Genomic DNA, 18,608 nt, shown 5'->3' with positions numbered 1-18,608 from the left:
TCTAACGGTCGCAGGATCCAAGGCCCGCGGCCCGTGCACATGAGCGGAGCGCACATCATGCACAACCCGCCCGGAAGCGTCAGCACCCGTGTCCACGCCCGGCGTGAGCGCACCCATCCTCTCGACCCGCTGTCCCCCGCGGAGATCGACGCGGCCGTCGCCGTGGCGCGGGCCGACGGCCGGCTGGGGGAGCGCACCAGGTTCTGGGGCGCGGTACTGGACGAACACTTCGCCCGTGAGGTGATGGCCGGCCGGCAGGCGGCGGGGGAGGTGCGGGTGGGCCTGGTGGCGATGGACCACGACCTGCCCGGCGCCTGGGAGATCGACGTGCAACTCGGTGCCGAGCCGCGCTGCCTGGAGTGGCGGCCGGTGGACATACGGCGGCCGGGCATCACCTCGGCGGAGGCACGCGCGGCGGCCCAGGCATGCCGGGCGAACCCGCTGTTCCGCGAGGCACTGGCCCGGCGAGGCATCCACGACGTGTCGCTGACGGTCATCGACGCCGAGTCCATCGGCGGCTTCGTACCGGAGAAGTACAAGGACCGCAGGATCACCTGGGGTTCGGTCTGGCACCGGGTCCAGGAGGACGACAACGCCTATGTGCGCCCCGTGCAGGGCGTCATCCCCCTCATCGACATGGCGACGATGGAGGTGCTGGAGGTCGAGGACCACGGTGTCGTCCCGGTCTCCGAGGAGCCGGGACCGCTGTCGGCCGGAGGGTTCGGCCCGGACCGTGAAGGGCTCAAGCCGCTGGAGGTGGTGCAGCCCGAGGGGCCCAGCTTTACCGTCGACGGACACCAAGTCAGCTGGCAGGGCTGGGAGTTCCGGGTCGGCTTCACCCACCGCGAGGGCCTGGTCCTGTACGACCTCGGCTTCCTGGGACGCTCGGTGCTCAAGCGCGCCGCCTGCAACGAGATGTACGTCCCCTACCTCGACCCGAGCTCCACACAGTTCCGCAAGAACTTCTTCGACTGGGGCGAGTACGGCGCGGGCCCGCTGACCAACTCGCTCGCGCTCGGCTGCGACTGCCTGGGCGTCATCCACTACTTCGACGCGGCCTACCTCGCGGGCGACGGCGCCGCCCAGGAGATCGACCAGGCGATCTGCATGCACGAGGAGGACGACGGCATCCTCTGGAAGCACAACGACCTGCGCCGCGGGGTGAGCGAGGTGCGCCGCTCCCGGCGGCTGATCATCTCCAGCTTCCAGACGGTCGCCAACTACGACTACGGCTTCTACTGGTCGCTCTACCAGGACGGCAGGATCGAGCTGGAGATCAAGCTCACCGGCATGCTGTCCGCCTCCGGTATCGAGGAGGGGGAGGAGGTGCGGCACGGCCGGGTGGTCTCGCGCAACGTCCAGACACCCACGCACCAGCACTACTTCGGCCTGCGTCTGGACGCCGCGGTCGACGGCCCGTTCAACCGCCTGGTGGAGGAGAACGCCCAGGCGGAGGACGACCCGCGCCACGATCCGTACGGCAACGCGGTCCGTATGGTGCGTACGCCCCTGCTGTCGGAGTCGCAGGCCGCCCGCCGGACGAACCCGGCGACGTCCCGGCACTGGCGGGTGGAGAGCGCGCAGAAGCAGAACCGCTACGGGGACCCGACCGCGTACCGGCTGCTGCTGCCCAACACCACCCGGCCCTTCGCGCGGCCCGATTCGGTGATGGCCCGCCGGGCGCCCTTCGTCCACCAGCATCTGTGGGCGACGGTCTCCGACCCGGCGGAGAGTTACGTAGGAGGGCAGTACCCGAACCAGGCGGAGCCCGGCGAGGACGGCGTGCAGGTCTGGCAGCGCAAGGACCGCTCGCTGGACGGGGCCGAGCTGGTGCTGTGGCCGGTCGTGGGCAGCCACCACTTCCCCCGGCCCGAGCAGTGGCCGGTCATGCCGGTCGACCGGGTGCGACTGGTCTTCGAGCCCGACGGCTTCTTCGACCGCAACCCGGCCATGGACATCCCCGACCCGTCGGCCGGCACGGATCACTGCTGCGGAACCTGACGAACCGTCATATACCTCGCCTGTCAAGAGATCTCTGCAGATAGCACACAAGATCCCGGTTTCATGCGCTCGTAACACCCGGGACACGGCTCGGACTTGTGAGCCGGACACGATGATTTTGGATCCAATCAAGATGAGATTAGATCCATTCCTTCAGAGGAACGGTGCCCCAAGGAGGCCCTCATGCCGGATCAGTCGCAGGGAACACCCGCACTCCACCCGGCCGAACCGCAGGTTTCCCGCCGGACCGTGCTGCGCGGCGCCAGTGTCCTCGGCGTCGGAGCGGGCTTCGGACTGACCCCGCTGCTCGCCGCCTGCGGTGTGGCCGACGACGGGTCCGAGAAGTCCGGCGGCGGATCCGGCAAGGGCGGCACCCTCACCCTCGCGATCGACTCCACGAGTGCGGTCAACGACCCCGCCTTCTACACGACGCTGGGCGACTGGATGGCGGTGGACTGTATCTGCCGCGGCCTGACCTTCATCTCCTTCGAGTCCAACGAACCCACGCCGGACCTCGCCAAGAGCTGGAAGATCTCCGACGACCAGCTCACGTACACCTTCACCCTCCGCGACGGCGTGAAGTTCCACGACGGTACGACGCTGTCCTCCGCCGATGTCCTGGCCACCCTGAACCGGCAGTTCGACCCGGAGAACAAGACCCTGCCGAAGGGAGCGTCCAGACCGCTCGCCTCCCTCGGCAACAACGTCGCCTCGCTGACCGCCGAGGACGACCTCACGGTCAAACTGGTGCTCAAGGCGCCCGACCGGACCGTCCTGGCCCAGCTCTCCGACATCGGCGGTCGCGTCATCTCCAAGGCGGCCCTCGACAAGTACGGGTCCGGGATAGGCAAGCACCTCGTCGGCACCGGCCCGTTCAAGTTCGCCTCCGCCACCTCCGGGCAGTCCATCACCCTTGAGGCCTTCGACGACTTCCGGCTCGGCCGGCCGCCGATCGACCGCCTGGTCCTGCGTCAGGTGCAGGACCCCTCGGCGATCGTCAGCTCGCTGCTCAGCGGGGACGTGTCCGCCACCCAGTTCACCCCCTACTCGGCCGTCGAACAGCTGAAGTCCGACCCCTCGGTCACCGTCCACGACACCAAGGAGGGCTTCGACGCCATCCTGATGATCGACGCCCGGCGCGTTCCCGAACTGAAGGTGCGCAAGGCCATCAACCTGGCCATCGACCGCAAGGCGATCGTCCAGCAGGCCTTCTTCGGGGTCGGCAGCGAGCCCGACGGCTACGCGATCCCGCCCGCCCAGAACGGCTACGACACCGGCCTCGCCGACCTGAGCACGAAGAACCTCGCACAGGCGAAGAAGCTCCTGAAGGAGGCCGGAGCGGTGGGCCGCGAGCTGGGGCTGATGGCGGCCAGCGACTCCTGGCACCCCAAGGCCGCGCAGATCGTCAAGCAGAACCTGGAGGACGCCGGCTTCAAGGTGAAGACCACCTCCGTCGACCCCGCCTCTTACTTCAGCCGGCTCAGCGACGGCAAGGACGACTACCACGACCTGATGATCTGGGAACGCAACTCCTACGTCCCCGACCCCAACAACATGGTCGGCTCCATGGCCAACCCCGCCGGTCTCTACGGCAGCACCATCACGGGCCTGGACACACTGGACGGCGTCGACACCATGGCCGAGGACCTGCTGGAGGCCAAGAACCTGCCGGTCGGCAAGAAGCGCACCGCCGCCTACTCCAAGATCCAGCGGCGCTGGGCGGAGGAGTACATGGTGATCGCCATGCTGGCCTGCTCCACCAACCTGGTGGTCAGCGGAGCCGATGTGAAGGGCATCAACACCGCCGCACTCGGCAACCACCGCTGTTTCATGGAGAAAGCCAGTGTCTGACCGGACGGGTTCCGCCTCCGGTACGACTGAGGCGCTTGCGACGGCTCCCGCTTCCGGCGGTGCGATCCGAAGTGCCCACCGGGGGAAGGACCGTGGCGGCCGGGGCCGGGGCCGGGGCCGTGGCGCGGTGGCGAAACTGCGGCAACTCGGCATCGGCACGTCCTGGCCCGCGAAGGTGTCCTGGGTGTTCCTGATCGCGATCGTCCTGGTCGCGCTGGTCGGGCCCCTGCTGATCTCGGCCGACCCGGTCCGGCAGACCTCCTCGGCGATGCTGCCCTTCGGCTCGCCCGGCCATCTCCTCGGCACCGACGACCTGGGCCGGGACGAACTGGCCCGGCTGGTGCACGGGGCACGACCGCTCCTGTTCGTGGCGTTCGCCTCGACCGCCCTGGCCGCCGTGATCGGCACCGGCGTCGGCCTGCTCGCCGGCTACGCGGGCGGGGTCGTGGAACAGGTGCTGATGCGCGTCGTAGACCTGGCCCTGGCCTTCCCGTCCATCCTTCTGGTGATCCTGCTGGTCGCCGCGGCCGGACCGGGCACCACCAGCCTCGTCGTCGGGGTCGGTGTGTCCCTCGCCCCCGGTCTGGCGCGGCTGGCCCGGGCGCTCGCGGCCAGGGAGACGGCCCGGGACTACATCGTCGCCGCACGCCTGGGAGGCACCCGCACACCGCGCGTCCTGGTGCAGGAGATCCTGCCCAACATCGCCGGGCCGATGGTGGCCCAGGTCGTCATGACCCTCTCGGTCGCGGCCGGCTTCGCCGCCGGCCTGTCCTACCTCGGCCTCGGTATCCAGCCGCCGACCCCCGACTGGGGCTACATGGTCCAGGCCGGACAGGAGTTCCTCTACTCGGCGCCCCGCCTGGTGGTGCTGCCTGCGACCCTGACCCTGCTGTTCGTCGTGGCCTGCAACTTCGTGGGCGACGACCTCCGGGACGCGCTCGACCCGAAGGGCACCGTATGAGCGCCCTCCCGTTGCCGCGTATACGGCGCCCGCGCCCCCGGTCGGAACGGGTCGACGCCCTGTGGGCCATGTTCCGCAGGCTCCTCGGCATCCCGGTCGTCCTGTTCGCGCTGGCGACCCTGGTGTTCATCGCGATGCGCCTGCTGCCCGGCTCGCCCACCGCCTCCCTGGCGGGCGGCGGAACGAACCTCACGGCCGCCGAGATAGCGCAGAACGAGGCCCGGGCCAGCGAGGCGCTCGGCCTCGACCAGCCGCTGCTCACCCAGTACGGCACCTACCTCGACAACCTGGTGCATCTGCGCTTCGGCGAATCGTTCTTCGGGTCCAACAGTGTCCTGAGCCTGCTGGGCGACGCCCTTCCCGGCACCATCGAACTGACCCTGGCGGCGATGACTGTGGCCGTCCTCCTGGGCGTGGTCACCGGGGTGATCGCCGCGCTGCGCAAGGGCACCTGGATCGACACCACGACCCGGACCGTGGCGACCGTCAGCTTCTCCCTGCCCTGGTTCGCGCTCGGAGTGATCGCCATCGTCGTCTTCGGCGTCTGGCTGCGCTGGCTGCCCGTGCTGGGACGGCTGCCGAGCTCGCTCGACTACCACCCCACGACCAACTTCGTCCTCCTCGACGCGATCCTGCAGAACCGCCTCGAACTGGTCGGCCCCTGGATCCAGCACCTGATCCTGCCCGCCACCACCCTGGCGCTGTCCATGGCCGGTTACATCACCCGTATCGTGCGCGCCTCCGTTCTGGACGTCCTCGGCGACGACTTCGTCAGGACCGCCCGGATGAAGGGGCTCACGGAGTCCGCGGTGATCCGCCGCCATGTCCTGCGCAACTCCTGGCTGCCGATCGTGACGGTCCTCGGCCTGCAGTTCGGGTCCCTGCTGGGCGGCTCCGTGATCACCGAGACCGTCTTCTCCTACGGCGGCGTCGGCCGGCTGCTGGTGCAGGGCGTCCTCCAGCGCGACTACCCCGTCGTGCAAGGAGCCGCGCTCGCCATCGCCCTGCTGTTCGTCCTCGTCAACTACGCCGTGGACATGCTCTACATGATCCTCGATCCACGCATACGGAAAGGCTGAGCCGCATGGACATCGTGCTGGTCCACGGAGCGGGCGGACGGCCCACCACATGGTCGGAGGTCCAGCCCCTGCTCGCCGCCCGGGGACACCGGACGGTCGCCGTCACCAACCCCCTGACCTCTCTCGAGGAGGACGTGGCCCACACCGGCGCCGTCGTCGAGGAGTTCATTCAGGAGACGGACGGACCGCTGCTCCTCGTCGGGCACTCCTACGGGGGCGCGGTCATCACCAACGTCGGCCGGCACCCCGCCGTCCGCGGCCTGGTCTACATCGCGGCCTTCGGCCCCGACGAGGGCGAGACCGTCAACGGCATCGTCGAACGCTACGAGCCCGCGGAGATCTCCGCGTACATGCGGCGCGGCCCGAACGGGGAGTGGAAGTCGGAGGCGAGCGAGGAGTTCTGGGCCGAGATCGGCCCCGACCTGTCGCCCGCGCAGCGGGCCGTCGTCGAGGCCGAGGGACGCAAGGCGGAGAACCTAATCTTCACCCAGCCGACCGGAAAGCCGGCCTGGGGCACCCTGCCCTCCTGGTATCTGGTCGCCGACGACGACCGCACCCTGCGCCCGGACGCGCAGCGCGACATGGCCGCCCGTATGGGGGCCGTCACCGAGCACGTCCCCGGCAGCCACTACACGACGCTCGTGCACCCGCAGCGGGTGGCCGACCTGATCCACACCGCCGCCACGGCAGTGAGCGGCACGTCGTGAGCGGGCCCGCAGTCGCCGTAAAGGGGCAGGCGAGCCCGCCCGTGGTCCTGGACGTCCGTGGGCTGCGGGTCGGGTTCGACGTCCCCTCGGGCCGGCTCCCGGCCGTCGCCGGCGTGGACCTGACCCTGCGCCAGGGCGAGATCCTCGCCCTGGTCGGCGAGTCCGGCTCGGGCAAGTCCGCGCTGTCCATGAGCCTGGTCGGCCTCAACCGGGGCCCGCGCACGCACATCAGCGGCGAGGTGGCCTTCGGCGGCCGCAACCTCGCCGAGGCGTCAGAGCGCGAACTGCGTTCGGTACGGGGCAAGGACATCGCCGTCGTCTTCCAGGACGCCCTGGCCGCACTCAACCCGCTGCACCGGGTCGGCGCCCAGGTCACCGAGATGATGCGCGCCCACAACCGGATGCCGTACGCGACGGCCATGGACCGGGCGGTGGACCTGCTCGGCGAGGTCGGAATAGCCAACCCCCGTGCCAACGCCCGCGCCCTGCCCCACCAGTTGTCGGGCGGTATGCGCCAGCGCGTGATGATCGCCATGGGCCTGGCCAACGACCCCGCCGTCCTGATCGCCGACGAACCCACCACGGCACTGGACGTGACCATCCAGGCCCAGGTCCTCTCCGTGCTCCAGCAGACCGCCGCCGACCACGGCACCGCCGTTCTCCTGATCACCCACGACCTGGGAGTCGTCGCCGAGGTCGCCGACCGCGTCGCCGTGATGTACACCGGCCGGATCGTCGAGCAGGGCTCGCGCGACGAGGTGCTGTTCAACCCCCAACACCCTTACACCATCGGCCTGTTGGGCTCGGTTCCGCCGATCGACGGACCGGTCGCCGACCGGCTGCCCGCCATCCCCGGCAGCCCGCTGACCGGTGTGGACCGCCCCAGCGGCTGCGCGTTCGCCGCACGCTGCGCCTTCGCGCACGACGCGTGCGCACAGCAGCCCGAACTGCGCCACCGCCACGGCGAACCCGGCCACCTCGACGCCTGCGTCCTGACCGGATCCGTACGCCAGGCGGCGCGCGATGCCGGCCCGGACGCGGACCCGGACCCGCTGCCGGACCGGGACCCGGCCCCGCAGCCGGTGCGGACGGAACGGGACTTGGCACGCAACGAGAAGGGGCGCTCATGACCTCGCCACCGGCCGCATCCGCATCGGCATCCGCCACCGCGGCCTCCGGCCCGACATCCCCGACGCCTCCGGCGCCGCCCGGGACGCCGCTCATCCGGGCCGAGAAGCTGCGCGTCGAGTACCGCGGACGCTCGGGCGGCGGCAGGGTCCGCGCGCTGCGCGATGTCGACCTGGAGATCCTCGAAGGCGAGACGCTGGGCCTGGTCGGTGAGTCGGGATGCGGAAAGTCGACCCTGGGCCGGGCCCTGCTGAGGGTGATCGAGCCGACGTCCGGCACCATCGACTTCCTGGGCCTGAACATCACCCGGCTCAGGGGCACCCGGCTGCGGCGCACCCGCGCCGACCTGCAGATGGTGTTCCAGGACCCGTTCGGTTCGCTCAACCCCCGGCGCAGGATCGCCGACATCGTCGCCGAACCGCTCCGGCGGGCGCGCGGTGCGAGCCGGGCCGAAGCCGGGCCGGTCGTGGCGGAGTTGCTGGACCGGGTTGGCCTCGGCGCCGAGGCGGGCGGGCGCAAGCCGCACGAGTTCTCCGGAGGCCAGCGCCAGCGCATCGGCATCGCCCGGGCACTGGCCTCCTCGCCCAAGTTCGTCGTGGCGGACGAGGCGGTCTCCGCCCTGGACGTCTCCATCCAGGCGCAGATACTGAACCTGCTCTCCGACATGGTCCGCGAGCGCGGCCTGACCATGCTGTTCATCTCCCACGACCTGGGCGTCGTACGGCACATCGCCGACCGCGTGGCCGTCATGTACCTGGGCCAGATCATCGAGGTCGCGTCCCGGGACGACTTCTTCTCCGGCCCCGCCCACCCCTACTCCGAAGCGCTGCTGTCCTCGGTTCCGTCCCTGCGCCCCGGCGGGCGGCGCGAACGACGGGTCCTGGAGGGCGAACTGCCCGATCCCGCGAACCCGCCGGAGGGCTGTCTGTTCCGGACCCGCTGCCCCTTCGCCGAGGACCAGTGCCGTACCCGCATGCCGGAACTGCGGACCATCGCACCCGGCCGCACGGTGCGCTGCCACCTGCCCCTGGTGCCCGGCTCCACCGAGAAAGGCTGATCCCGCGTGATCATCGACGCGTACAACACCACCCAGGACGTCCGGGGACGCTCGGACTACCTCACCGGCGTCCGCAAGGGTCAGGCGCCGCCGCCGTACACCCCGTTCGAGCCCCGGCGCATCCTGGACCGGATGGACGCCGCCGGCGTCGACATGGCCATGGTCTGCTCGCTGGCCCAGCGCATCGAGAACGACTTCATCAGCTCCCTGGTCGCCTCCCACCCCGACCGCTTCTTCGGGTTCGGGCAGGTCCTCCCGCAGGCCGACGACGCCATTGAGGAGATCGACCGCATGGCCGACGCCGGCCTGGTGGGCCTCAAGCTCCACCCGAGCCTGCACGGCTACCACGTCGCCGACCACGGCCTGCTGGACCCGCTGTTCGAAGCATGCGCGCGGCGCGGGCTGATGGTCCTGGTCAACGCCCTGGACGACTCCTTCTGCGCCCCGCTGGCCATCGAGGAGATCGCCCGTGACCATCCCCAAGTCCCCACGGTCATCGCCCACATGGGCGCTGTATGGAACGTTCCCGAAGCGATCATCGTCGCCGAGCGGCAGCCCCACGTGTACCTGGAGACCTCGGCGACGCTGATGAGCGACGTGAAGCGGGCCTACGCCCGGCTGGGGCCGGAGAAGATCCTCATGGGCAGCGAGTGGCCCGGCTCCGACTTCGACCTGGAGCGCATGAAGATCGCGAAGGCGATACCGGACGAGAAGGACCGTGCGCTCGTCGAGGGCGGCAACATGGCCCGTCTGCTCGGGATCCCCGAATGAGCGCCGCGCTCCCCGGCACGGCGTCCACCGGGATCGCGCGCGTCGCCGTGCCCGCGTCCATGAGCGACGAGGACGCCGAACTGCTCACCCTGGCACAGGAGTTGCTGGCCCGCGTCTGGCGCGACGGCCGGCACGAGGTCGCGTCCGCGGTCCGTACCGCCGACGGCGCGGTGCACACCGGGGTCCACCTCGAAGGCTCCTGCCGGCGCAGCTCCATCTGCGCCGAGGGCGTCGCCCTGGGAGCGGCCCGCGGGGCGTACCCCGGCGAACGGCCGCTGGAGGTCACCTCGGTCGTCTCCGTCCAGATCAAGCCCGCCGGACGGTTCCGGGTGATCGCGCCGTGCGGCGTGTGCCGGGAACTGATCAGCGACTACAGCCCGGACGCGACGGTCTGGATCACCACGGTCGAGGAGAACGAGGTCGTCCCGGTCAGGGCCCTCGACCTGCTGCCGGACAAGAGCCGGCGCGCATGGTGAACCCCGGCCGCGAACCCGGCAGCCCGGACGAAGCAAGCACCGTGACCTCAGCGGAGAAGGAAGCATCATGACACCAGCCGTCCCCGAGCTCCCCGGACAGCCGCCCGTCGTCCCCACCGGCCTGGACGTTCCCACACTCGCCGCCGAACTGGGCGGCTCCGGGGCCCCGGTGCGGTGGGAGGAACTGACCTGGCAGCAGGCGGAGACCACCGCGACCGCACAGAACGCCGTGATCATCCCCGTCGGCGCCACCGAACAGCACGGCCCCCACCTGCCGTTGGCCGTCGACACCCTCATCTGTGAGGCCGTCGCCCTCGGTGTCTCCGCCCTCACCGGCGTACCGGTGGTGCCACCGCTCAGCTTCGGCGTCTCCGCCTCCCACGGCGACTTCGGCGGCACGGTGGCGCTGCGCCCGGAAACGCTGATCGCCGTGGTGGAGGACGTCATCGACTCCCTGTACGCCTCCGGAGTACGGCAGTTCATCCTGCTCAACGGGCACATCTGGAACAACGGCGCGCTCGACGTGTCCGCGGAGAAGCTCCGGGTGCGCCACCGCGACGCCCGCGTACGGGCCCTGGGCTACGTGACGATGTACCCCGGCCCCGAGGTCGACGGGCATGTCCAGTACGGCCGGGCACTGATGCACGCCAACTTCTTCGAGACCTCGGTCATGCTCCACCTCCACCCCGAGCTCGTACGGATGGACAAGGCCACCTCGCACGTCGACGTGGACTCCTTCTGGGACTACCGGATGGACCAGGTCAGCGAGACCGGCGTCTGGGGCCGTGACGTCGCCGACGCCGACGCCAAGCACGGCGAGAAGGAGTTCGACCGCTGCCTGCTCACGACCGCCCGAGCCGTGTCGGCCGCCGTACGCGAACCCTGGCCCGACCCGACCCACCGTCCTGGAGCGACCGCGTGAAGATCTACGACATCACCCTGCCCATCCACCCCGAGATGCTGCACTGGGGACGCAAGCCCGAGGTGGAGATCGTCGAGTCCCTCTCCAACGGCGACGCCTCCAACGTCACGCGCTGGCGGCTCGGCGCCCACACCGGCACGCACGTCGACGCGCCCGCCCACTTCCGCGACGGCGCCACCCCCATCGACGAGGTGTCCCTGTACTCGCTGGTCGGGCCCGCCCTCGTCATCGACCTCACCCACGTCGAGGGCGACGTGGAACCGCACCACCTGGAAGAAGGCGGGGCGGCCGGACACACCCGCGTCCTGCTCAAGACCTCCAACTCCGCGGGCGCCCTCAAGGAGACCGAGCGCGCCCCGCAGTGGGTGGGCCTCTCCCCGAAGGCGGCCGACTGGCTGATCGAGCACGAGGTCGAACTCATCGGCATCGACTACCTCACCATCGAGAGCCACCACCGCACCGACACCTGGGACGTCCACCACTCCCTGCTGGGCGCCGGCGTGCTCATCCTGGAGAACGCGGACCTCGACCAGGTGCCCGCCGGGACCTACGACCTGACCTGCCTGCCCGCCAAACTGGTCGGCGCCGACGGCTCCTTCGCCCGCGCCATCCTCACCACCCGGGACTGACCGTGGCCACGATCGCCATCGCCGCACCCCATCCCGCGGCCATCGAGGCGGCGCGCCAAGTGACGGCCGTCGGCGGCGGCCTGACCGACGCCGCACTCGCCGCCGCTGCCGCCCTCACGGTTGCCTACCCGCACCAGTGCTCCATCGGCGGCGACCTCGTCGCCCTGGTCCGTGACGGTGAGCACGGCACGGTCCGTGCGGTGCTCTCGGCAGGAGCCGCGGCGGCGGCCACCGATCCCGCATCTCTGCGGGCGGCGGGGGAGAGGATGCCGGCCGGCGGCCCGCACACGGTGACGGTTCCGGGAGTGGTCGCCGGGTGGGCCGAACTCGCCCGTCTCGGGGCGCGATTGCCGCTCGCCCGCAGCCTCGCCCCGGCCATCGCCCTGGCCGCTGACGGTGTCCCGGTGAGCGAGGGCCTGGCCAGGGCGATCCACAACCGCCTCGACGTCGTACGGGCCGACCCGGGACTGTCGGCGCTGCTGCTGGACAAGGCAGGAGAACCCCTGGCCGTCGGAGCCACCCTCCTCCAGCCGGCACTCGCCGCGACCCTGGAGGAACTCTCCGAAGACTGGCGCCACTTCTACACCGGGCCGACCGCCTGCCGCCTTGTCGCGGGCCTGCGGGAACGCGGCAGCCTGCTCGACGCTGCGGACTTCGCCGGTCACCGAGCCGAGAACACCGACCCGTTGAGCACGACGACCGGCAACGGCGTCACCTGGTGGGCGGCCCCGCCGCCCAGTCAGGGAGCGTCCCTGCTGGCCGTACTCGGACGCGGCGGCGACCGCCTGGCTGCCGCCCGGCAGGCGGAGCTGAGCCGGGACGCGCTCCTCGGCGACCCCCGGTCGGGCGTCGTGGACCTCGACGGCCTGCTGCTGCGCGCGGAGCGGGACATCGCCGCACTGCCCTCCGGCCCCAGACCCGCCGGGGACACGGTGGCCATCACCGCCGTGGACGACGAGGGCAACGCGATAGCCCTGATCCAGAGCGTGTTCCAGAGCTTCGGATCAGGTATCGCGGAGCCGGCCACCGGAGTAGTGCTCCACAACCGTGGCTCGGCGTTCAGCCTGGACCCGGCGCACCCCGGGGCGCTGCGGCCCGGGGCGCGGCCCCCGCACACCCTGTGCCCGGCACTCGCCACCGCTCCGGGGCATGTCGTGGCGCTCGGCTGTCAGGGAGGCAGGGCCCAGGCGTGGATCCTGTCGCAGGTCGCCGAGGAACTTCTCGACGCCCCGGACCCGAAAGCCCTGCTCGCCCGCCCACGCTGGGTCATCGGCTCCCGCGACCTGAACCGCCCGCACCCCACCCTCCTCCTCGAACCCGGAACCCCCGACACGGACCACCTGACCACCGTCGCGAACCGTCTGGGCCTGGAGGTCGCCCGGACGGCAGGACCGCACGACGAGGCCGGCCACGTACAGACGGCACGCCTGCGTGCGGGCAGGACCGACGCGGCGAGCGACCCGAGGGCGGACGGGACCACGGCGATCCTGGTGGACCCGGTACGCCGATGAGCTTGTCGTTCGCGCTGCCGCACGGCGTCGCTGTGTCCGTCAACTGCTGTGAGTAGCTGGTGCGTTCGGCCCGGTGACCCCAGAATTGGACGGATGGATGCAGGGGTGGCGGCAATCCTGGGCTCGTCGGTCGGCGTCGCGGGGACAACTGTCGCGGCGGTCGTGGCAGCTTGGTCGACTCGCTGGCAGGTGAGGTCACAGGCCTACTTGGAGCACCATCGATGGCGCCGAGAAGTTCGCCAGGCCGCGTACAGCGCGTTGATCACCGAGGCTGTGGCGGCCGAGGAGGGCCTGCGGAGGGCTTGGACCGCGCTGATCGCGGCTGGTCCCGTGGACCTCGATGAGGCGATGGAGCGCATGAGGGCTGCCGAGAACCTGGTGGGCGCCGCTCGCCGTGCCGCCTCCACTGTGGCGGTGGAGGGGTCCACGGCGGTCGTCGAGTCCGCGGACGCCCTGATGACGGCGCTCGGCGTCGCCCTGGCCGATCTCTTCTCCTGGCACGCCGACAGCGTGCGCGGAGCTGGGACCGAAACATGGAGACCAGACACGCCGCGCATGTACTCGAAGCCAGAGCGCGGTTGAAGGATTTCACCGACTCCGCGCGAGCGGCCCTGGACGATGAGCCCTATCGTTCGGCACGCTGACATGCTGTTACGGATTCTCGTCGCGCACTGCCTGTTTCAGGGCTGGAATTATCGGGCGGATCGTGGTCCAGGAACCGCTCTCGTCCCTGAAAGTAAGTCCCTTGTCCTCCTCCATCGGTCGGGCGCCGTATGCCTCGTACACCGTCTCGCCATCCAAGGAGACGGCGAAGTCGAGGTCCTCCACGCCACCGAATTCGTAGCGGGCCGTTTCGTAGTTGAATACTCGGGCCCGGCCGACGGTCAGCCGGGCGAGAAGGAAGGCCCGGACGGGGGGCCGGGTCCGCGCTTCGGCCGCGACGAATTCACAGCGGAAGGCCATCAGGGAATCCGGATCCAGCCACTCCTTTTGATAGGTGGCCGAGGAAAAGAACGTCAGATGCCGTCTCGTTGCGCGGAGCTCGACCGAGACCTGCACGTGGCGTCCTTCCGGGCTGTGGAAGCTTTTCAGGCCTGGAACCAGAAACGATTTGGTCAGGTCCAGTTGCCGGCGATCAGCGCCAGGCCCACCAGCAGCAGGATCAGGGCGGTCAGCACTGTGGGAACCACTGCTGCCCGCCACCGTGCTTTTGGGGTCCGGACGACTACCTCCGGAGTCGGCTTCGGAAGGGCCTCGGCAGGCATCGCGGAGTCGCCGACCATGCCGCCCTCGATGAGTACGGCCAGTGGCCCCGACTTCTGGGGCAGTGTGGTGATGTCCTCGGCGGACGAGACCAGGTTGAGCAGGTGTGCCTGACCGTCCTCCCCGGACAGCAGCGAGGACAGCTGGGCAAGGAAGGCCGCGTCCGCGCCCGGCGTCGTACGTCCGGCGATCCAGCGCTCCGTGAGCAGAACGGGAGAAGGGTCGCCGGTGTCCTGCGCGGACGGGACGGGTTTCAGTGATTCCAGCGCCGCGCCGAGCCGGGCGGTGAGTTCCGCTCGTTCGGTGGTGAGCTCCGAGTTGCGGGCGGCCAGCAGCCGGTCCACCTCGGCGCTGGAACACAGGCTGTCCAGGAGCTCGGAGAGCACCCCGCGGCCCTCGGGGTGACGGGTGATGTCGTCCAGCCAGCGTGACGCGAGTGCCAGCACCGTGGCCCGGTCCTGCCCACTCGCCGTCGCTCCGGGCGGACAGGGGGAGCCGTCGAGGACCAGGGTGTAGTAGACGAGCGTGCCCACGGAGTCGGTCCGGGCCGAGGGCACCCCGCTGATCAGTACTTGCCAGCGGTCCTTCGACGTCACGGCGAGCAGGCAGGGCCGTTCAGTGGCGGTGAGCTCCGAGTAGGTGTCCCACCAGCGGCTTCCCGGGGCGGCGCCGAGGAAGGCGTAGTCCAGTTTGCGCGGCGCACCCCGGGTTCGAAGATAGACGTGCACGGTAGTCCCTTCGGCGGTCAGCTCAGGTGGTGCAGACGGGGCCCGCTCTCGCGCCCGGCCAGGGCGGTGAGCACGTCGAAGAGCGACTGGGTGGTCCGCTGCGACATGGCGAACAGCCTCTCGTCGGCGGCGGCGGTGTGCCTGCGACGGTCGCGTTCGCCGTTGAAGTTCAGCCACAGATCGCGGAAGAAGCCCTCCCTCAACTCCGCGTAGCTTCGGGAATGCAGGGCCGCCGTCTGCCTAGAGGCTGTCGCCCGCTCGCTCTGCGCCCGTGCGGTGTCGACCAGTTGCCGGCACAGCAGGGTGAGGAGGTCGTCCAGTCCCTTCCGGACGATCCGGCCAGGCGGGCGGACCCGGTACTTGGGCATGAGCATCTCGCCGCCGGGAGATCCCTGGGCACGGATCCAGCGGGCCGAGACGAGTTCCACACAACCGAAGGTGTCGATCGGGAGGTAGCGGACCGCCGCGTGCGGGGCCGCGTCCCGGACCGTCTTGAGCACATCGCTGAACTGGTCGAGCACCTTGTCCCGCAGCGCACCCGCGTGGTCCTGCAGACTGCCGCTGTCCGACAGGTACGTCTCGCACTTGACCGGACAGAACACGATCATCGCGGGCTCACCGGACAGCTCACGCCGGTTCTTCGCCCACCTGAGTACGGCCTGGTTGATCTGGAACACGGAGAGGTGCGAGGCGAGCAGATGCGCGTGGTCGTCACCGGAGTCCATGAGCAGCACCGAGTCGATCGGGATGATGAGCACGGAGCTGTCGGCGAGGAACGCTTCGCACTCGTTCCACTTCTGCTCGTCCTCGGTGCTTCCGCCGGCTCCTTCCAGCCACGCCCCCGGGTAGTCGAGCATGTCGAACCGGATCTGCAGGTCCTGTCCCCGTGCTTCCAGCAGCAGCCGGAACCAGGAGGGATCGCTGGTACTGGGCACGACGCCCGGCTCGAACATCCGGGCCTTGAGTGCCCCGGAGACCAGGTTGTAGGTGGCCCCCAGCCGGTTCTTGGTGGGCCGGTCCGCGGTGAGCAGGTGTACCGAGGAGTCCTGGGCCAACTGCTGCTGGCCCTCGGTGAGCAGGCTGGCGATCAGCGTGCTCTTGCCCACGCGGCTGGGGGCCAGCAGGCCGATCTTGTACTCGAAGACAGAACGCTCGTCCATCACCGCTGCCCCTCCTCAAGCGCCTTGGAGATGTCCTGTGTGACGCGGAGCACGCGGGCGAAGCGGCTGTTGGCCTCGTCGATTCCCTTGAACTCCGCGGGCCACAGGTCGTTGCGGTACGAGCGGACGAACCGCCGGAACTCCATGACCGAGGTACCGGACCGGATCAGGGTGTCCTCGAACTGCTCCACCAGCGCGTGGATGACGACCGCGGGCACCGCGGCTTCCTGGGACAGCGACCTCTGGATCCGGAACGCCGCCTGCTCGGCAAGGCTGTTGAACAGCTCGTGGAGGTGCTCGGCGCCCTCCGCGGTCAGGGGAACCGCCACGTGCTGCATCTGCTCGCCCGTGTCCGGATGAGTGACCTGGAGGTTCAGCGGGGCGAGATCGGGGCGTACCCGGGGGTAGAGCAGGGTGCGGTACTCCAGCCGTACGTCCAGCAGGCTGTTGACCGCGGAGGCGAGGCCCGGGCACGGCTGGGAGGAAGCGGCGAACAGTTCGGCCAGCTCGGCGAGGACATCACGTCCGGACTGGGCCGCGGGTGCGACGGCGGGTGCGGCGGTGGCGTCGTCGGAGCTGGAGGCACTGTCCGCCTCCCTGCTGCCGTCGTCCTGGAAGAGCGCTCCGCACTCGGCCGCGAGGACCGCGGCCGTGCGGTCCCAGGCGGCGGTGAGGCGTGCCGTGAAGAAGTCGTCCAGCGCCGCGAACCGGCGGCTGATCTCGACCCGGATCCTGCTGAACTCAGGCCCCGCGAACGCCGCCGCGTGGCCTTCGGTGATCATGCAGGCCAGCGCCTCCTCCTTCCAGGCGTCCGGGCCCTTCCCGAAGCCGTCCTGGATCCAGCCGACGACGTCCTCGTACGCCTTCTCGACGGCCTCGCCGAAGCCCTGGTCCAGCACCGAGCCGTGCGCCTCCGCGGCCAGTTCGGCGACCAGCACGCGCAGCCGCCTGGCGATGGTGCTGCGCAACTGCGCGGCCTTGGCCTCGTTGACCTCCTCCGGAACTCCGGCCCGCCGGGCCACCTGGTCGAGTGCCCGACGCAGATCGGTGAGCTGCAGGCGCGTACGGTCCCGTACGGACGAGGCCTGGGTGCGGGTGCCGGCGAGCACCTCGGCGTCCATCACGGGCAGGCCCTCCGCCATCCGCTTCAGCAGGGGGCCGAGCACCTCCCGGCCGACCCGCTCCGGGTCGCGTACGTCGGTCTCGAAGACGGTGAAGAAGCGGTCCGGTTCGCCCCCGTTGACATTGCGCAACAGGTCGCCGCGGAGGTTCTCCGCGAGGTGGGGCTTGTCCGGATCGGTGTTGTGCACCAGGTAGGCGAACTCTCCGGTGCTGCGCACGAATCCCCGTACCTCGTCGAGAAGACCGAGTCCGGCGGTGTCCGTCTCGTCGAAGAACGAGGAGGTGTCGGACGAACGCTTGACCACCAGCACCGCGTCGACCTCGTTGCGCAGACCCGCCACATGCTGCCGCTCGGCGTCCGCGACGACCTCCCCGAGGCCCGGCAGGTCGACGATGCCGATCCTGGCCACATGCTCATGCGGGAAGGCACACTCGATGCGGGCCTCGCGCACAGCCGCATAGGCGCGCTCCACCCGCTCGCCGGCCTTGGAGATCTCCTCGTGGGTCGGATACGCCACGAACGGCCGCACCTCCTCCAGCGGCACTGTCTTGACGCCGCCGGTCAGCAACGGCTCGTACGACGTCAGGGCGCTGTGGAGTTCACGCAGCCGGGTCAGCAGCACCCTGTGCCGGGTGTCGGGGTGGGCTTCCGGGTAGACCCAGTCGCGGAATTCGGCGACCGTACGCGGTGCGGGGGAGAGGTCGAGCGCCGCGTGCAGCGGGGAGATCACCGCCGTGAGGAAGCTCTCCGGGCTGTGCATCTCCAACTCGGCCCGCCGTACCGCGGGCGAGTGGAAGATCCGGCTGCGGACCGCGGTGACCGGGATGCCGTGACCGGTTGGAATCTGGTTGTCGTCGAGGCCCGAGATCGACTGCAGCAGGGTGCTCTTGCCCATGCGCGCCGCGCCGCTCACACCGATGTTGACCGTTGTCCGGGTGAAGCGGGAGGCGATCACCTTGAACGAGTCCGCCGCTTGCGCGACGGCCAGCTGGATCTCCGTCAGCTGAGGAAGTGTCAGGGCCGTCACCAATTCGGCGTCCATGGTGGTGTGCACCCGCAGATCGGCGAGTGCGTCGTCCAATTCGGCGAGGTGTTCGCCGAGCGTGTGCCAGCGCTCGCTTTCGCGTTGCACTTCGGGTAACTGCCGCAGCCGGGCTTGCAGCAGGGCGTCAATGGCCGTCGAAATGTTCGACAAGTGTCCCCCAGTCGTACAGTGGCACCATTCATCCCGCCGAGGCCGA

17 protein-coding genes are annotated in these 18,608 nt (G+C 70.1%); 13 read left to right on the top strand and 4 right to left on the bottom strand.

The genetic code is table 11. The features are described 5' to 3' along the window. The first annotated feature begins 57 nt into the window (after window positions 1-57). The 13 genes from ACN20J_RS06985 to ACN20J_RS06925 all read left to right on the top strand — a co-directional run bounded on the left by ACN20J_RS06985 (window position 58) and on the right by ACN20J_RS06925 (window position 13,675). Window positions 58-2,001, top strand: coding sequence for a primary-amine oxidase (locus tag ACN20J_RS06985; protein WP_190228824.1), 1,944 nt, complete (start codon window positions 58-60; stop codon window positions 1,999-2,001). Between the two features lie 183 nt (window positions 2,002-2,184). Then, window positions 2,185-3,852, top strand: a complete 1,668-nt coding sequence (locus ACN20J_RS06980; RefSeq protein ID WP_189838701.1) for an ABC transporter substrate-binding protein — start codon at window positions 2,185-2,187, stop codon at window positions 3,850-3,852. A 127-nt stretch (window positions 3,853-3,979) separates the two neighbouring features. Next, entirely contained in the window at window positions 3,980-4,813 is an 834-nt protein-coding gene (locus tag ACN20J_RS06975) for an ABC transporter permease (RefSeq protein ID WP_419665521.1), read from the top strand. 68 nt (window positions 4,814-4,881) lie between these two features. Beyond that, window positions 4,882-5,892 (top strand): ABC transporter permease, encoded by a 1,011-nt coding sequence (locus ACN20J_RS06970; RefSeq protein WP_419665520.1) that lies wholly within the window; start codon window positions 4,882-4,884, stop codon window positions 5,890-5,892. A 5-nt stretch (window positions 5,893-5,897) separates the two neighbouring features. Continuing rightward, the gene (locus ACN20J_RS06965; RefSeq protein ID WP_361889920.1) at window positions 5,898-6,599 is read left to right on the top strand and encodes an alpha/beta hydrolase; all 702 of its coding nucleotides are present in this window, start codon (window positions 5,898-5,900) and stop codon (window positions 6,597-6,599) included. After that, the gene (locus tag ACN20J_RS06960) at window positions 6,596-7,729 is read left to right on the top strand and encodes an ABC transporter ATP-binding protein (protein ID WP_419665519.1); all 1,134 of its coding nucleotides are present in this window, start codon (window positions 6,596-6,598) and stop codon (window positions 7,727-7,729) included. Before ACN20J_RS06965 ends, ACN20J_RS06960 begins: the two co-directional genes overlap by 4 nt. After that, window positions 7,726-8,784, top strand: a complete 1,059-nt coding sequence (locus ACN20J_RS06955; RefSeq protein WP_189838704.1) for an ABC transporter ATP-binding protein — start codon at window positions 7,726-7,728, stop codon at window positions 8,782-8,784. Before ACN20J_RS06960 ends, ACN20J_RS06955 begins: the two co-directional genes overlap by 4 nt. 6 nt (window positions 8,785-8,790) lie before the next feature. After that, on the top strand, window positions 8,791-9,555 hold the full coding sequence (locus tag ACN20J_RS06950) for an amidohydrolase family protein (RefSeq protein ID WP_419665518.1): 765 nt from the start codon (window positions 8,791-8,793) through the stop codon (window positions 9,553-9,555). After that, window positions 9,552-10,031 carry a cytidine deaminase gene (locus tag ACN20J_RS06945; RefSeq protein WP_361991545.1) on the top strand — a complete coding sequence of 160 codons (480 nt, stop codon included), beginning with the start codon at window positions 9,552-9,554 and terminating at the stop codon, window positions 10,029-10,031. Before ACN20J_RS06950 ends, ACN20J_RS06945 begins: the two co-directional genes overlap by 4 nt. 67 nt (window positions 10,032-10,098) lie before the next feature. Then, window positions 10,099-10,953, top strand: coding sequence for a creatininase family protein (locus ACN20J_RS06940; RefSeq protein WP_419665517.1), 855 nt, complete (start codon window positions 10,099-10,101; stop codon window positions 10,951-10,953). Next, window positions 10,950-11,582: a cyclase family protein gene (locus ACN20J_RS06935; protein WP_419665516.1), complete on the top strand. Its 633-nt coding sequence runs from the start codon at window positions 10,950-10,952 to the stop codon at window positions 11,580-11,582. Before ACN20J_RS06940 ends, ACN20J_RS06935 begins: the two co-directional genes overlap by 4 nt. 2 nt (window positions 11,583-11,584) lie before the next feature. Further along, a complete protein-coding gene (locus ACN20J_RS06930; protein WP_419665515.1) occupies window positions 11,585-13,093 on the top strand; it encodes a gamma-glutamyltransferase in 1,509 nt (502 codons plus the stop codon). Between the two features lie 207 nt (window positions 13,094-13,300). Then, complete coding sequence (locus ACN20J_RS06925; protein WP_419665514.1) at window positions 13,301-13,675, top strand: hypothetical protein; 375 nt, start codon at window positions 13,301-13,303, stop codon at window positions 13,673-13,675. A gap of 69 nt (window positions 13,676-13,744) precedes the next feature. Here the strand turns inward: ACN20J_RS06925 and ACN20J_RS06920 are convergent, their stop codons facing one another. From ACN20J_RS06920 to ACN20J_RS06905, 4 genes are read right to left on the bottom strand one after another with little or no spacing between them, the layout of a single operon-like run. Beyond that, entirely contained in the window at window positions 13,745-14,152 is a 408-nt protein-coding gene (locus ACN20J_RS06920) for a hypothetical protein (RefSeq protein ID WP_190228623.1), read from the bottom strand. A gap of 56 nt (window positions 14,153-14,208) precedes the next feature. Beyond that, entirely contained in the window at window positions 14,209-15,084 is an 876-nt protein-coding gene (locus ACN20J_RS06915; RefSeq protein ID WP_190228622.1) for a hypothetical protein, read from the bottom strand. A gap of 17 nt (window positions 15,085-15,101) precedes the next feature. Beyond that, window positions 15,102-16,244, bottom strand: a complete 1,143-nt coding sequence (locus ACN20J_RS06910; protein ID WP_190228621.1) for a hypothetical protein — start codon at window positions 16,242-16,244, stop codon at window positions 15,102-15,104. Continuing rightward, complete coding sequence (locus tag ACN20J_RS06905) at window positions 16,244-18,499, bottom strand: hypothetical protein (RefSeq protein ID WP_190228620.1); 2,256 nt, start codon at window positions 18,497-18,499, stop codon at window positions 16,244-16,246. Before ACN20J_RS06905 ends, ACN20J_RS06910 begins: the two co-directional genes overlap by 1 nt. Window positions 18,500-18,608 lie beyond the last annotated feature (109 nt).

This window comes from Streptomyces sp. 2-1 (assembly GCF_048564895.1).
In the GTDB taxonomy this organism is placed as follows: Bacteria; Actinomycetota; Actinomycetes; order Streptomycetales; family Streptomycetaceae; genus Streptomyces; species Streptomyces phaeochromogenes.
This window is presented reverse-complemented; position numbering and strand designations above follow the sequence as displayed.